The 14,708-nt window shown below is 71.7% G+C and carries 10 protein-coding genes and 1 pseudogene; 4 read left to right on the top strand and 7 right to left on the bottom strand.

Annotated elements, in window-relative coordinates:
- Positions 1 to 5 precede the first annotated feature (5 nt).
- A pseudogene (locus ACFRFC_RS03130) lies at positions 6 to 356 on the top strand (esterase-like activity of phytase family protein); the annotation flags it as partial.
- Between the two features lie 49 nt (positions 357 to 405).
- On the opposite strand, the gene ACFRFC_RS03125 reads toward ACFRFC_RS03130, so the two are convergent.
- Complete coding sequence (locus ACFRFC_RS03125; protein WP_382681625.1) at positions 406 to 1,242, bottom strand: undecaprenyl-diphosphate phosphatase; 837 nt, start codon at positions 1,240 to 1,242, stop codon at positions 406 to 408.
- 268 nt (positions 1,243 to 1,510) lie between these two features.
- Here ACFRFC_RS03125 and ACFRFC_RS03120 point away from each other — a divergent pair, with 268 nt between their 5' ends.
- From ACFRFC_RS03120 to ACFRFC_RS03110, 3 genes are all read left to right on the top strand, one after another.
- Entirely contained in the window at positions 1,511 to 5,284 is a 3,774-nt protein-coding gene (locus ACFRFC_RS03120; protein ID WP_382681628.1) for an ABC transporter ATP-binding protein, read from the top strand.
- Positions 5,285 to 5,421: 137 nt separating this feature from the next.
- Positions 5,422 to 5,832: a hypothetical protein gene (locus ACFRFC_RS03115; protein WP_382681631.1), complete on the top strand. Its 411-nt coding sequence runs from the start codon at positions 5,422 to 5,424 to the stop codon at positions 5,830 to 5,832.
- Positions 5,833 to 5,935: 103 nt separating this feature from the next.
- Positions 5,936 to 7,363 (top strand): S28 family serine protease, encoded by a 1,428-nt coding sequence (locus ACFRFC_RS03110; protein WP_382681634.1) that lies wholly within the window; start codon positions 5,936 to 5,938, stop codon positions 7,361 to 7,363.
- A gap of 96 nt (positions 7,364 to 7,459) precedes the next feature.
- On the opposite strand, the gene ACFRFC_RS03105 is transcribed toward ACFRFC_RS03110, so the two are convergent.
- From ACFRFC_RS03105 to ACFRFC_RS03080, 6 genes are all read right to left on the bottom strand, one after another.
- Positions 7,460 to 8,086, bottom strand: coding sequence for an ATP/GTP-binding protein (locus tag ACFRFC_RS03105; protein ID WP_382681637.1), 627 nt, complete (start codon positions 8,084 to 8,086; stop codon positions 7,460 to 7,462).
- The gene (locus ACFRFC_RS03100) at positions 8,067 to 8,459 is read right to left on the bottom strand and encodes a DUF742 domain-containing protein (RefSeq protein ID WP_382681639.1); all 393 of its coding nucleotides are present in this window, start codon (positions 8,457 to 8,459) and stop codon (positions 8,067 to 8,069) included. The genes ACFRFC_RS03105 and ACFRFC_RS03100 overlap by 20 nt, the downstream gene beginning before the upstream one ends.
- Positions 8,422 to 8,895, bottom strand: coding sequence for a roadblock/LC7 domain-containing protein (locus ACFRFC_RS03095; RefSeq protein ID WP_382681642.1), 474 nt, complete (start codon positions 8,893 to 8,895; stop codon positions 8,422 to 8,424). Before ACFRFC_RS03095 ends, ACFRFC_RS03100 begins: the two co-directional genes overlap by 38 nt.
- Complete coding sequence (locus ACFRFC_RS03090; RefSeq protein WP_383112581.1) at positions 8,892 to 11,381, bottom strand: nitrate- and nitrite sensing domain-containing protein; 2,490 nt, start codon at positions 11,379 to 11,381, stop codon at positions 8,892 to 8,894. The genes ACFRFC_RS03095 and ACFRFC_RS03090 overlap by 4 nt, the downstream gene beginning before the upstream one ends.
- Positions 11,382 to 11,646: 265 nt before the next feature.
- On the bottom strand, positions 11,647 to 13,443 hold the full coding sequence (locus tag ACFRFC_RS03085) for a glycoside hydrolase family 3 protein (protein ID WP_382681648.1): 1,797 nt from the start codon (positions 13,441 to 13,443) through the stop codon (positions 11,647 to 11,649).
- Between the two features lie 434 nt (positions 13,444 to 13,877).
- Complete coding sequence (locus ACFRFC_RS03080) at positions 13,878 to 14,699, bottom strand: sugar phosphate isomerase/epimerase family protein (protein ID WP_382681650.1); 822 nt, start codon at positions 14,697 to 14,699, stop codon at positions 13,878 to 13,880.
- Positions 14,700 to 14,708: the final 9 nt, after the last annotated feature.

The raw sequence follows: 14,708 nt of genomic DNA, 5'->3' as shown, positions 1-14,708 counted from the left end.
CGGAGCCTGCCCGCCCGCCCGCCCGTGCATGCCCGCCCGCCCGTGCGTGGCCGGTCATCCCCGAGGTCACCGCGCTGCAAGACGGGCGGCCGCTGGTCCTGGAGCGCGGCTTCACCGCTGGGGTCGGCAACACCGTCCGTCTCTACCTCGCCAAGACGCTCCTCGCCGACTGCCCCGACCTCGGCGCCACCGCCCGCCCGCCGCAGCCCAACCCGCCCCTCGACAACATCGAGGCGATGACCCTCACCGGCGCCCGGAGCGGGCGCCTGGACGTCCTGCCGGCCGGCGACGACCACCAGAACCCGGCCCAGATCACCCGCTTCCACGAGCTGACGGTCCGTCCCGGACGCCCGTGACATCAGCAGGGGAGGGGGGATCCGGCCCGCCCCCTCCCCGCCCCCACCCTCAGCTCGCCGGAATCACATCCGTCCACAGCAGCACCAGGATCAGCACCCCGAGCGCCACCCGGTACCAGATGAACACGCTGTAGCTGTGGTGCGCGATGAACTTCAGCAGCCAGGCCACCGCCGCGTACCCGACCACGAAGCTCACCACCGTGGCCGTGATCGTCGCGGGCCAGCCCACCCCGTTGGAGATCGCGTCGAACTCGGTCACCGTCTGGAGCACCGCCGCGCCCGCCAGCGCCGGGATCGACAGCATGAAGGACAGCCGGGTCACCGTCACCCGGTCCAGGCCGCGCAGCAGACCCGCCGAGCTGGTCGCGCCGGAACGGGACACCCCGGGGATCAGCGCCATGCACTGCACCAGGCCGATGATCAGGGTGTCCTTCCAGGTCACATCGGCCTCACCACGGGTCTGGGTGGCCCGCCGGTCGGCGAACCACAGCACCCCGCTCCACACGATCAGCGCGGTGGCCACGATGTACAGACTGCGCAGGGTGGTCTCGATGTGGTCCTTGAAGACCAGGCCCACGATCCCGATGGGGATCGAGCCGATGATCACCGCCCAGGCGAACCGGTAGTCCGGGTTCCGGCGCTCCTCACGCCGGGCGATCCCCCGGAACCACGCCGTGATCAGCCGCGCGATGTCCTTACGGAGATAGATGATCGTCGCCAGTACCGCGCCGACCTGGATGATCGCCGTGAAGGCGGTGATGTCCGGATCGTCGGTGGAATGGCCGAGCATCCGCTCCAGAATGGTGAGGTGCCCGGTGCTGGACACCGGCAGGAACTCGGTGAGCCCCTCCACCGCCCCCAGGAATGCCGCCTCGAATATGTTCACGCAACCCTCTGCTTCCCCACGCGCATCAAGAACACCAGGAGCCTAGGGAAGCGATCTTCGGGCCCGCACCCGACCCCCGTCAGGACCGCCCCCCGACGATCGGCAGGGGGCACAGCGCCCCCGGCGAACCCGCCCCCACCCCTTCCCGAGGTCCGGGAATTGTTGCAGCGGGATGAAATCCGCCCCGCCCCGCGTTGCTCCCTTCCGGAGGACACCGACAAACGGACACCGACAAACCGACACGAGAACATGAGCGAGAGGCGGCGGCGTGGCAGCGCAGCGGGGATGGATCGGGCGGCTGGCCGCGTACGCCTGGCGTCATCCGAAGGACGTGATCCTCGCCCTCGGATCCTCCCTGGCGGGCATGGCCGTACTGGCCCTGGTCCCGCTGATCACCAAGGTGATCATCGACGATGTGATCGGGGACGAGTCCCGCGCGATGTCCACCTGGGCCGGGCTGCTGATCGCCGCCGCCCTCGCCGTGTACGTCACCACCTACGTCCGCCGCTACTACGGCGGCCGGCTCGCCCTCGACGTGCAGCACGATCTGCGCACGGAGATGTACGACACGATCACCCGGCTCGACGGGCGGCGTCAGGACGAGCTGTCCACCGGGCAGGTCGTCGGCCGGGCCACCAGCGACCTCCAGCTGATCCAGGGCCTGCTCTTCATGCTCCCGATGACCATCGGGAACGTCCTGCTGTTCGTGATCTCCCTGGCGATCATGGCCTGGCTGTCGCTGCCGCTGACTCTGGTCGCCGTCGCCGTCGCCCCCGCCCTGTGGTGGATCGCCAAGCGCTCCCGCTCCCGGCTGCACCCCGCCACCTGGTACGCCCAGGCCCAGGCCGCCGCCGTGGCCGGGGTGGTCGACGGCGCGGTCAGCGGCGTCCGGGTGGTCAAGGGCTTCGGGCAGGAGGAGCAGGAGACCGGCAAGCTGCGCGAGATCGGCCGCAAGCTGTTCGCGGGGCGGCTGCGCACCATCCGGCTGAACTCCCGGTACACCCCCGCCCTCCAGGCCGTTCCCGCCCTCGGCCAGGTCGCCATGCTGGCCCTCGGCGGCTGGCTCGCCGTACGCGGCAACATCACCCTCGGCACCTTCGTCGCCTTCTCCGCCTACCTCGCCCAGCTCGTCGGCCCGGTCCGGATGCTCGCCATGGTCCTCACCGTCGGCCAGCAGGCCCGCGCGGGCACCGAACGCGTCCTGGAGCTGATCGACACCGAGCCGTCGATGCAGGACGGCACCAAGGAACTGCCCGCCGACGCGCCCGCCACCGTCGAATTCGACGACGTGTCGTTCTCGTACGACGACTCCACCCCCGTCCTGCGCGGCCTCAGCTTCGAGATCCGCCCCGGGGAGACCCTCGCCGTCGTCGGCTCCTCCGGCTCCGGCAAGTCCACCGTCTCCCTGCTCCTGCCGCGCTTCTACGACGTCACCCACGGCGCCGTCCTGGTCGGCGGCCACGATGTGCGCGAGCTGACCCAGGACTCGCTGCGCGCCGCGATCGGCCTGGTCCCCGAGGACTCCTTCCTCTTCTCCGACACCGTCCGCAACAACATCGCCTACGGCCGCCCGGACGCGAGTGACGACGAGATCCTCGCCGCCGCCCGCGCCGCCCAGGCGGACCGTTTCATCGCCGAGCTGCCGGGCGGCTACGACACCACGGTCGGCGAACAGGGCCTGACCCTCTCCGGCGGCCAGCGCCAGCGCGTCGCCCTCGCCCGCGCCATCCTCACCGACCCCCGGCTCCTCGTCCTGGACGACGCCACCTCCGCCGTCGACGCCGCCGTCGAGCACGAGATCCACGAGGCCCTCAAGCAGGTCATGAGCGGCCGTACGACGCTGCTGATCGCGCACCGCCGCTCCACCCTCAACCTCGCCGACCGCATCGCCGTCCTGGACGGCGGCCGGCTCGCCGACCTCGGCACCCACGACGAACTCCAGCGGCGCTCCCCCCTCTACCGCCGGCTGCTCACCGACCCCGACGAACTCGGCGGCGTCTCCCCGGGCCACGCCCCGCCCGCCGTACCGCACGAGGACACCACCGTCCGCGAGGAACTGGACGCCGAGTTCGACGCCGAGCGCGGCATCACTCCCAAGCTGTGGACCGGCGACCGTACGCCCAAGGACCTCGCCCTGGCCGGCAGCCCCGCCACCCCCGAACTCCTCGCCCAGGTCGACGCCCTGCCCCCGGCGGACGACGTCCCGGAGGTGGACGAGGCCCGCGCGGTCCGCCCCGAGACCCACTACGGGCTGCGCCGGCTGCTGCACGGCTTCGGACCGCCCCTGCTGATCAGCCTCGCCCTCGTCGCCCTCGACGCCGGCATGGGCCTGCTGCTGCCCGTCCTGATCCGGCACGGCATCGACAGCGGCGTCACCGAGGCCGCCCTCGGCGCGGTCTGGGCCGCCGCCCTGCTCGGCGTCGTCGCCGTGCTCGCCCAGTGGGCCGCGCAGACCGGCGAGATCCGGATGACCGGCCGCACCGGCGAACGCGTCCTGTACGCGCTGCGCCTGAAGATCTTCGCCCAGCTCCAGCGGCTCGGCCTCGACTACTACGAGCGCGAGCTGACCGGCCGGATCATGACCCGGATGACGACCGACGTGGACGCCCTGTCGACCTTCCTCCAGACCGGGCTGGTCACCGCGTTCGTCTCCGTCGTCACCTTCTTCGGCATCATGGGCGCCCTGCTCGTCATCGACATCCAGCTCGCCCTGGTCGTCTTCGCCACCCTGCCGCCCCTGATCGTCGCCACCTGGTTCTTCCGCAGAGCCAGCGTGAAGGCGTACGAACTCGCCCGCGAGCGGGTCTCCAGCGTCAACGCCGACCTCCAGGAGTCGGTGTCCGGGCTGCGGATCGTGCAGGCGTTCGGGCGCGAGCGGGACGGCGGGCGGCGGTTCGCCGAGCGCAGCGACAGCTACCGGCTCGCCCGTGTCCGAGGGCAGTGGCTGATATCGATCTACTTCCCCTTCGTGCAGTTCCTGTCCTCGGCCGCCGCCGTGTCCGTGCTGATCATCGGCGCCGGGCGGATCGAGGCGGCCACCCTCACCACCGGCGCGCTGGTGGCCTACCTGCTCTACATCGACCTGTTCTTCGCGCCCGTCCAGCAGCTCTCCCAGGTCTTCGACGGCTACCAGCAGGCGTCCGTCTCGCTGGGCCGGATCCAGGAACTGCTGCGCGAGCCGTCGTCCACCTCGGCCCGTCCGGGCGCGGCCTCCGGGTCCTCCGCCAGCTCCGGCCCCTCCCCCCGCGAGCCGCTCGAAGTCCTCTCGCTGCGCGGCGACATCGTCTTCGACGACGTGCACTTCGCGTACGGCGACGAGGAGGAGGCCCTCGGCGGAGTGGCGCTGCGGATACCCGCCGGGCAGACGGTCGCCTTCGTCGGCGAGACCGGCGCCGGGAAGTCCACCCTGGTCAAGCTGGTGGCCCGGTTCTACGACCCGACCTCGGGCCGGGTGACCGTCGACGGCGCCGATCTGCGCGACCTGGACCTCACCTCGTACCGGCACCGGCTCGGGGTCGTCCCGCAGGAGGCGTATCTCTTCGCGGGGACCGTGCGGGACGCCATCGCCTACGGGCGGCCGGACGCCACCGACGCCCAGGTGGAGGCGGCGGCGCGGGCGGTCGGCGCGCACGAGATGATCGCCACGCTGGAGGGCGGCTATCTGCACGAGGTCGCCGAGCGCGGGCGCAATCTGTCCGCCGGGCAACGGCAGTTGATCGCGCTGGCCCGCGCCGAACTGGTCGACCCGGACGTCCTGCTCCTCGACGAGGCGACGGCCGCGCTCGACCTGGCCACCGAGGCCCAGGTCAACCAGGCCACCGACCGGCTCGCCGGACGCCGTACCACCCTCGTGGTCGCGCACCGGCTGACCACCGCCGCCCGCGCCGACCGGGTGGTCGTGATGGACCACGGCCGGGTCACCGAGGACGGCACCCACGAGCAACTCCTCGCCCTCGACGGGCGATACGCCCGGCTGTGGCGCACCTTCACCGGCGCCCCCGAGGCCCCGGAGGAGGGCGAGCCGGTGGCCGTGGCCCGCTGACCACGCCGCTGACCGGGCGGTGACCGGGGCGGTGACCGGGGCCGTGGCTGGGGCCATGACCGGCGCGCAACCATCCGACACCCCTTCAGCGTCCGTACACCCGTACGGCCGGTGTCGTCGGTGCGAAGGGGGCGGTTGTGGGCTGGGGTGTCGGCTGGGGTGCGCTGCGCCGGTGGCTGGTGCTCGGCACGGCCGCGTTCACCGCCGCCACCCTGCTGGGCCTGGCCGCCCCGGCCGAGGCGGGGGCGGCCGCCGCCTCCGGGAGCGGGTGCGGGGGCCGCAAGGTGCGCACCCTGTCCTTCTCCACCGGGTCCGTGCAGGTCTTCAAGCGCGGCGGCTATGTCTGCGCGGCGACCCTGCCCAGGACCGTCGGTGGCCGGAAAGCGATGTCGGTGTCGGTGCAGGCGCGCGGCAACCGCCCGGTGACGGACTCGGGGAAGTACATCCGCCGGGCCGGACCGGTCACCGTGCACGCGGGACAGCGCTGTGTGCGGATACGGGGCTCGGTGGGCGCCGGTTCGGTCAGCTCGGGCTGGATCCTGTGCTGACGGCATGGTTTAGGGAATCCCCTCGGGTTCGCCAACACCCCCTGGTGTGGGCGGTGTTGCTCCGATAGCTTCCGGCGCACATCTGCTTCACAGGGGAGGGTGCATGCGCAAGGCGCTCAGATGGCTGCTCGCGCTCACGGTGCTCATCGGCACACTGAGCACGGCGGGGGCGGCCACCGCCGCTCAGCAGCCGGAGGCCACCGACATCAAGGACCGGCTGCTCGCCATACCCGGCATGAGCCTGGTCCAGGAGAAGCCGTACCCCGGCTACCGCTTCTTCGTCTTCACCTACACCCAGCCGGTCGACCACAAGAACCCGGCGAAGGGCACCTTCCAGCAGCGCATCACCGTGCTGCACAAGGACGTCTCGCGCCCCACGGTGTTCCACACCGGCGGCTACAACGTCTCCACAACCCCCAGCCGCCGCGAGCCCACCCAGATCGTGGACGGCAACCAGGTCTCCATGGAGTACCGCTACTTCACGCCGTCCCGGCCCAGCCCCACCGACTGGACCAAGCTGGACATCTGGCAGGCCGCCAGCGACCAGCACCGTATCTTCCAGGCGCTGAAGCCGCTCTACCCCGAGAACTGGATCTCCACCGGCGGCTCCAAGGGCGGCATGACCGCCACCTACTACGAGCGCTTCTACCCGCGTGACATGGACGGCGTGGTCGCCTACGTCGCCCCCAACGACGTGGTGAACGACCAGGACGCCGCCTACGACCGGTTCTTCGAGAACGTCGGCACCGAGGAGTGCCGCGACCGGCTGAACGGCGTACAGCGCGAGGCGCTGGTGCGCCGCGAGCCACTGGAGGAGCGCTACGCGGCCCTCGCCGCCGAGCACGGCTACACCTTCACCACCGTCGGCAGCCTCGACAAGGCGTACGAGGCGACCGTCCTCGACTATGTCTGGGCCTTCTGGCAGTACAGCCTGCTCGCCGACTGCGGCGACATCCCCGCCGACGCCCCGAACGCGACGGACGACGAGATCTGGAACTCGATCGACACCATCGCGGGCTTCTCGTTCTACAGCGACCAGGGCCTGGCCCCGTACACCCCGTACTACTACCAGGCGGGCACCCAACTGGGCGCGCCCAGCATCGAGTTCCCGCACATCGAGGAGGAGTACATCCGCTACGGCTACTTCTCGCCGCGTTCCTTCGTGCCGAGCGACATCGCGATGCGCTTCCAGCCGTCCGCGATGAAGGACATCGACAGCTGGGTCAAGAAGAACGCCGACCACATGCTGTTCGTCTACGGGGAGAACGACCCCTGGGGCGCCGAGCCGTTCCGCCTGGGCAAGGGGGCGCGCGACTCGTACGTCTTCACCGCGCCCGGCGCCAACCACGGCGCGAACGTGGCCGGTCTGGTCGCCGACCAGCAGGCGCTGGCCACGGCGAAGATCCAGGAGTGGGCGGGCGTCGCCCCGGCCGCCGTCCAGCAGGACGCCGCTCTCGCCGAGCCGCTGGCCCCTTACGATGCCAAGCTCGACGTCCGTGACGTGGAACGGGAGCCGACGCTACGGCCGTGACGCGGGCCGGGTGGTAGAGGGAAGCGGCGCGGTCCGGGCGGATGCCCGGCGGACCGCGCCGCTTCCCGGCGCCCGAGGGAGCGGACCGGCAGGTCGTCAGCGGCGGGTAGGGAGCGGTGCCCGGCCCGCCATCAGCCGGTTGACCAGGGCGAGCAGCAGATCCCGGCTCGCCTGCTTGTCCCGCAGATCGCCCATGACGACCGGGACGTTCGGGTCGAGGTCGAGCGCTTCCCTGATCTCCGGCACCGAGCGGTCCTGGAATCCGTGGAAGCAGTTGACGCCGACCACGAACGGGACCCGGCGGCTCTCGAAGAAGTCGATCGACGCGAAACTGCTCGCCAGCCGCCGGGTGTCGGCGAGGACGACCGCGCCCAGGGCACCTTGCACCAGGTCGTTCCACATGAACCAGAAGCGTTCCTGCCCGGGGGTGCCGAAGAGATACAGGACCAGCTCGGACGTCACCGTGATCCGGCCGAAGTCCAGCGCCACGGTGGTGGTGGTCTTGCCCTCCACCCCGTCGAGGTCGTCCACGCCGAGGCCCGCGACGGTCAGCTGCTCCTCCGTGTTCAGGGGCGGGATCTCGCTCACGGCCCCGACCATGGTGGTCTTGCCGACGCCGAACCCGCCCGCGATCAGGATCTTCACGGCGGCGGGTGCCGCGACCGTCGTCGCCTGGGACACGGGTGCCCCGGTCTGCTGGTCGTCAGAGTCTGAGTAGGGCATCCTTCACCGCCTGAAGAAGAATCATGTCGGGTTCCTCGCCCATCACGACCGTGAGCGGCGGCCGCAGAGCCACCCTGCCCATCCCGAGCAGGTCGTCGACGAGGATCTTCGTCACCGCAATGGGCTGCCGCAGCCGGGCGGAGACCTCGGCGAGCGCCACCGGTGAGTGGCACTGCCGCAGGATCAGCCGGTGCTCGGGTTGCAGGCTGCGGTCGGTCTGCTGGTCGCCGCGCCCGGCGACGGTGGCGATCACCGTGATGAGGGTGAGGTCGTCCCGCGCCGAAGCCGTCCGCCCCTGGGTGATCGTGTACGGCCTGACCAGGCCGTCCTCCGCGTCATCGTCGTCCGCCGCCGTGTCGGCCCAGTGCCTCACTCACGTCCTCCCCCCGCTCCTGCACATGCCCCTGGACGACCCGCACCTCGGTACCCAGATGCTGGCCCACCTGCTGTACGAGGGTGTCCATCGCGACGGCCATCACCTCGGCGTCCACCTCCTGGTCCGCGACGACCGCCAGATGGGTCCCCCGGCCGGCGGAGCTGATGAACAGCCACAGGGACTCCAGTTCGATGATGACCTGGTGGACGGCACCACCGCCGAACACCTCGCCGATGCCGCGGGCCAGGCTCTGCTGACCGGTGGCGATCGCGGCCAGGCGCTCGGCGTCGACCCGGGCGACGCTGCTGGACTGGCTGACGACCAGCCCGTCGTCGGACAGCACCACGGCGTTCCGGGTGCCCGGAACCTGGTCGACCAGCCGGTCGAGCAGCCAGTCGAGGTCGGAGTTGGTGGCAGTGCTTCGCAGAGTCATCGTCCGTCTTCCTTCCGGGTCCCCTCGGAACCCGGGGCGGGGTGGTTGGGTGGTTGGTCGGAGGCCGGCCTGAGCCGGGCCGTCCGGGACTGGCGCTGGAAGGCTCCGACCGTGGAGCCGGAGCGGCCCCCGGCCCGCCTGGGCAGTGGCGGAACGCCCCCTGTGCCGGAGGCCGGGTCCAGGTGCGGTGCCTCCTGGTACACGGGGGGAGGCTGCCGGAGTTCGGTGGCGAGACTGGCCTGCCGTACCCGCCGGGGCAGCGGCTCCGTGACCTGCCTGTCCTGCCTGTCCTGCCTCGGGGCAGCGGCGGGGGCCGGGGTGGGGACCGAGGGCGGCGGCGGGGGCGGGGGCGGGGTGGGCCGGGCCGGCGGTTCGACCCAGGCGCCGACGAGGGGACGGATGTACGTCTCCCGGTCGCTGGGCCGGTGCCGCCGGGGATCGAAGTAGTCGTTCGTCTGCTCGGCGGCGGCGTGCAGCGCGAGCTGGTCGGGGAAGGCCGTGGCATCGGCGGGCGGGTACTGCTCGGGCAGCGGCACACCGTCGGCGATCAGGTCCCCGGGCACCAGGACGACCACCCGGGTGCCCCCGTAGGACGAGCGCCGCAGCTCCACCTTGAGGCCCAGGTTGGCGGAGAGCCGGGCCACGACGTACAGGCCCAGCCGGGCGTCGTCGGCGCGGGACATCACGTCCATCCGGGGCGGGTCGGCCATCAGCACGTTCGCCGCGATGTACTGCTCGGCGTCCATGCCCATGCCGCGGTCCTCGATCTCGATCGCGACACCGCGTCCCACCTGGGTCGCCCGCACCTCGACCGGCGTCGGCGGTTTGGAGAAGGTCACCGCGTTCTCCATCAGCTCCGCCAGGACGTGCACCAGGGGACCGACGGCCCGCTCGGACAGCCATGCCTCGCCGTCGGTGTCGATCTGGATGCGGCGGTAGTCCTGCACCTCGCCCTGCGCGGAACGCAGGATGTCCAGCAGCAGCACGGGCCTGCGCCAGCGGCGCTGCGGCTGTCCGTTGCCGAGGATGACGAGGTTCTCCTCGTAGCGGCGCAGCCGGGCCGCGAGGTGGTCGAGGTCGAACAGCCCCTGGAGGACCGCCGGGTCCTCGTGCTGGCGCTGCATCTCACCGAGACGCTTGAGCTGCATGCCGATGAGCAGCTGGGTCCGCCGGGCGATGCGCTGGAGCAGCCGCTCGAAGCCGCGGTACAGCTCGACCTCGCGTACGGCGGTCTCCAGGGACGAACTGCGGGCCTGGTTGAGGGCCTGGCCGAGCTGGCCGAGTTCGTCGTTGGCGTGCCGGATCGCGGGCAGCTCGGCGTCGGTGTCGACCTTCTCGCCCTGGCGCAGCCGCTCCACCAGGTCGGGCAGCCGGGTCTGGAGTTCCAGGGCCTCGGAGCGGAGCGCGAAGATCCGGCGGCGCAGGATGCCGGTCAGGCGCAGCGTGAACAGCAGCACCAGCAGCACGGCCGCCACGCTCACCGCGGCGTTGATGATCACCTTCGTCATCAGGCCGCCGAGTTCTGCCTCGGTGCCGGCGTCGATGTCCGCGGCGTGGGCCTCGCCCGCCGCCTCCAGCTGGGGAGTGATCTTGCTGAGGACCTGCTGCCACTCCTCGCCCACGGAGGCGGCCACCGGGGTCCGGCCGGCCTCGTCGGCGTCCTCGGTGCTGAGCAGGACCGTCTCGATGTCGACCTTCTGGTCCCAGTCGGCGCCGTTGCGCACACTGTCGTACGCGTCGCCGCGGGTGCCGGGCAGCTGCGGCAGGACCTTGTCGTCGTAGATGTGCTTCTGCGCGCCGATCGCGCTGGCGAGCTGGAAGCGCTGCCCGCCGGTGAGCTGGCCGCTCACCGCTCCGGAGGAGATGATCGCGTCCTCACGGGCGATCATCTCCAGGCCCCACTGGGCGTCGAACGCGGGCCGGCCGAGGATGGCCTGTTCGCCGATGCCCACGTCGGTGAAGCCCTCCAGCAGCTCCAGTTCCGTGGTGACGATGTCGGTGTAGCCGTTGAACGTCTTCTCCGGGTCGGCGGACCCCTCGTCCACCGCGTCGCGGTAGGAGGGCAGTTGCCCGAGGCCGTCCTCAAGCTCGCGGAACGGCTCGTCGAGATCCGCCGGCACGGAGCCGGACAGCGCGTCGAGGCTCTGCACGGCCGTGTCGGTGAGCCCGCGCTGACGCGTCAGTTCGGACCGGTCCGCGTCGGGTTCCGCCATGGCGATCGAGGTCAGCTGCCGCTCCGCCTGGACGGCGGAGAAGACGGTGAGCAGGGGTTCGTTGAAGAGATGCGCCGCCTCGTGCCGGTCATTGACGCGGCGCCAGTCCCCGTAGTGCTGGGAGGAGTTCGTCACCCCCAGGGCGACCAGGGCGAGACAGGGCACCAGAGCCAGCGCGAACAGGATCGTCCGCAGCGACAACCGGCGTTCGGGAGCCGCCCCTTGTGCCGTCCGGCGGCTCGCGGTGCGTGTGGTGCGTGCGTGGAGTGCCACAGTGGTCCCCGGCATGTGAGTGATGACGGACAATGCCCGGAAGCAGTGGTCCGAGTCATGACAGGGCGGCAGTTTAGCGACTGATCAAAGAAAGTCCCTATGGACTCAATAAACGATCTTCATATGGATGGTGCGGATCGGTGCTTCTGACCCCAATTCAGACTCCGGCTCGGGCCCCGGATCGGGCTCCGGCTTTGATCCCGGCTCCGGCTGCGGCTCTGATTCCGGCTCCGGCTGCGGCGGTCCTACGGTCCTGTCCTGGCCGTCAGTAGGACAGACCGTGCCCCAGCGGATACAGCACCCGCTCCGGATCGTCCGCCCGCCGCACCGGCACCGGCAGCTTCCCCCGGGGCCGCGCTCGTCCGGCGATCACCCGTGCCACCGCCCGCAGTTCCACGTCCGTCCAGGAGTAGGCGGCCAGGGCGGCGGGGACGCCGGGGACGTGGGCCACGTCGTAGGGGTTGCGGACGGCCACGGCGACGACCGGCCGCCCGGTGGCGAGGAGGCGTTCCACCAGGGTCTTCTGGGTGCTGGCCGCCCAGACGTTGCAGGTGGCGACGACCACGGCGTCCGCGCCCGCCGCCGCGGTGACCGCGCGGTCGACGGTGGCCGGTGCGGGGGACATGCCGGTGGGCAGCGGGGTCGCCGTGAAGCCCAGTTCGGTCAGGGCGGTGGCGAGGACGGTGGTGGGCGGGCCGGTGGTGCCGGTGGGGGAGTCCGGGTCGGCGCCCACCACGAGCAGGGTGCGGTGGGTGGCGGGGGTGAGCGGGAGCAGCCGGTCCCGGTTGACCAGGAGGGTCGTGGTGCGTTCCGCGATCCGGTCGGCCTCCGTCAGATGCGCCCGGGTCCCGACCGCGCGGTCCACGCCGGACCGGCTGACGTACGGGGCGTCGAACAGATCCAGCCCCGCCTTGAGCCGCAGCACCCGCAGGATCGATTCGTCCAGGCGCGATTCCGGCAGCTCGCCGTCCTGGACGGCCTTGAGCACGGCGTTCCAGGCGACGTCCAGCTTCGGCGCGTTCAGCAGCACGTCCACCCCGGCCTTCAGCGCCAGCACCGGCACCCGGTCGTCCCCGTACTTCTGCCGTACGCCCGCCATGTCGAGCGCGTCGGTGACCACGACACCGTCGTAGCCCAGCTCCTCGCGCAGGATGCCGGTGAGGATCGGGCGGGAGAGGGTGGCGGGGTCGCCGGAGTCGTCGAGGGCCGGGACCAGGATGTGCGCGGTCATGATGGATTCGATGCCGGCCTCGATCGCCGCGCGGAACGGCACCGCGTCCAGCGTCTCCCACTCCTCGCGGCTGTGCGTGATCACCGGGAACCCGTAGTGGCTGTCGACGGCCGTGTCCCCGTGCCCGGGGAAGTGTTTGGCGGTGGCCGCCACCTGGGCCGACCGGTAGCCGGTCACCTCGGCCGCGACGAGGGCGGCAACGGCCTGCGGGTCGGCGCCGAAGGAGCGGACGCCGATCACCGGGTTGGCCGGGTCGACGTTCACGTCGGCGACGGGGGAGTAGTCCTGCCGGATGCCCATCGCCCGCAGTTCGGTGCCGGAGATCCGGCCGACGCGCCGGGCGTCCCCGGGCGAGCCGCCCGCGCCGAGCGCCATCGCCCCCGGCAGCAGGGTCGCGGGCCGGCCGATCCGGGCCACGGCTCCGTGCTCCTGGTCGGTGGAGATCAGCAGCGGGAGGCCGCGCGGGCGGGTCAGGGAGGCGTTCTGGAGGCCGTTGGACAGGCTCGCGATCTGGTGCGGGTCGCGGGTGTTGTGCGCCCAGGCGAAGTAGATGATCCCGCCGAGGTGGTAGCGGGCGACCAGTTCGGCCGGGGTCCGCACGCCCAGCTCGCGCAGACTGGTGTCGATGTCCGCCTGGTCGGGGGCGGTGGCGGAGTGCCCGTACGCCCGCGAGACGAAGAGCTGCCCGACCTTCTCTTCCAGGGTCATACGGGAGATCAGGTCCCGGAGTCCACGGTCCCGGTACCCGGCGACGGCCCGGGCTTCGGTGCCGATCGCCAGGGTCACGGTGACACCGGCCGTGGCGGCGAGGACGGTACGTCTGGAGGGCATGCGCGCGTGCTCCTTCCGGAGGTGATCCGCTGAAGGAAACTTCCCGGAAGTCACCACGGTCGGGAAGTTTCCGCCGGTCAGGGGAGTGCACGGTAACCGCCGAAGGGGCTGCGCCCGGGCATCTGGGGGGCGGGGGTGTGTCGGTCGTGCTGGACCCCAATTGGCCCCGTCGGCCCTGTTGGTCCCGTCGGCTCCTTCGGCGACGATCACCCCATGACCTCGTACCTCATCCTCCACGGATGGCAGAACCACCGCCCCGAGCAGCACCGGCAGCACTGGCTGGCCGGCCGGCTCGACGCCCTGGGCCAACCAGGTCGTGTACCCGCAGCTGCCGGATCCGGACGAACCGGAACTGGAGGTGTGGCTCGCGGAGTACGGCCTCGGCCTCGGGCTCGGCCCCGGCCCTCAGGCTCGGCCCCGGCCCGGCCCCAACCTCAGGCCGCGTCGTGCAGCAGCCGTCCCAGGTGGCGGCTCCCGGCCGCCAGCAGGTCCGGCAGCGGCTTCGCCGCCTCGTACCAGCGCTTCTCGTACTCCCAGCACAGCCAGCCGTCCCACCCGTTGCGGGAGAGCACCTCGACGCACTCGGCGAGCGGCAGGATGCCGGCGCCGAGCGGCAGCGGGGTGGTGTCGTCGGCGGACGCGATGTCCTTGACCTGGACATAGCCCAGGTGCGGGGCGAGCGCGGCGAAGGTCTGCGTGGGCTGCTCACCGCCGAGCCAGGTGTGCATCACGTCCCACAGCGCGCCGACGCTGCGTTCACCGGAGGGTCCGAGCTGATGGCTGACCGGCCCGAGCACCCGGGCGGCCTCGGCGCCGGTCCGGTGCGAGTCATGGGTCTCCAGCAGGATCCGTACGCCGGAGTCGGCCGCGTACCGCGCGCCCTCGGCCAGCCGGCGGACCGCCGCCGCGTCGGACTCGGCCGCCTCCTGCTGCGGATCGGCGCCCGGGAACACCCGGACGTACGGCGCCCCGACGTCTTTCGCGAGGTCGAGCAGGGCGCGCAGTTCGTCGAGTACGGGTCCGTCGGCACCCGGCGCGGCGACCCGCACGTATCCGGCGAGGCCGAGGAGTTCGATGCCCGAGGAGGCGAACCCGGCCGCCGCGGCGGACCGTTCGGCCGGGCCGATGCCGGGGTGCACCGGCTCCTCGGGGTGGGCGCGCAGTTCGACGCCGTGGTAGCCGTGCCGGGTGGCGAGTGCCAGCACGTCGGACAGGGGAAGGCCGGGGACTCCCAGCGTGGAGAAGGCCAGCTTCATACTGCCGGA

Origin of the sequence: Streptomyces sp. NPDC056734, assembly GCF_042790455.1 — a bacterium.
Taxonomy (GTDB): domain Bacteria; phylum Actinomycetota; class Actinomycetes; order Streptomycetales; family Streptomycetaceae; genus Streptomyces.
Note: the sequence above shows the minus strand (reverse complement) of the source record. Positions and strands in the feature narration are given on the sequence as shown.

Bases quoted from the DNA above. Each gene is read 5' to 3' on its own strand.
- ACFRFC_RS03110 (WP_382681634.1), top strand. From the start codon at position 5,936: ATGCGCAAGGCGCTCAGATGGCTGCTCGCGCTCACGGTGCTCATCGGC.
- ACFRFC_RS03105 (WP_382681637.1), bottom strand. From the start codon at position 8,086: ATGCCCTACTCAGACTCTGACGACCAGCAGACCGGGGCACCCGTGTCC.
- ACFRFC_RS03095 (WP_382681642.1), bottom strand. From the start codon at position 8,895: ATGACTCTGCGAAGCACTGCCACCAACTCCGACCTCGACTGGCTGCTC.
- ACFRFC_RS03085 (WP_382681648.1), bottom strand. From the start codon at position 13,443: ATGCCCTCCAGACGTACCGTCCTCGCCGCCACGGCCGGTGTCACCGTG.
- ACFRFC_RS03080 (WP_382681650.1), bottom strand. From the start codon at position 14,699: ATGAAGCTGGCCTTCTCCACGCTGGGAGTCCCCGGCCTTCCCCTGTCC.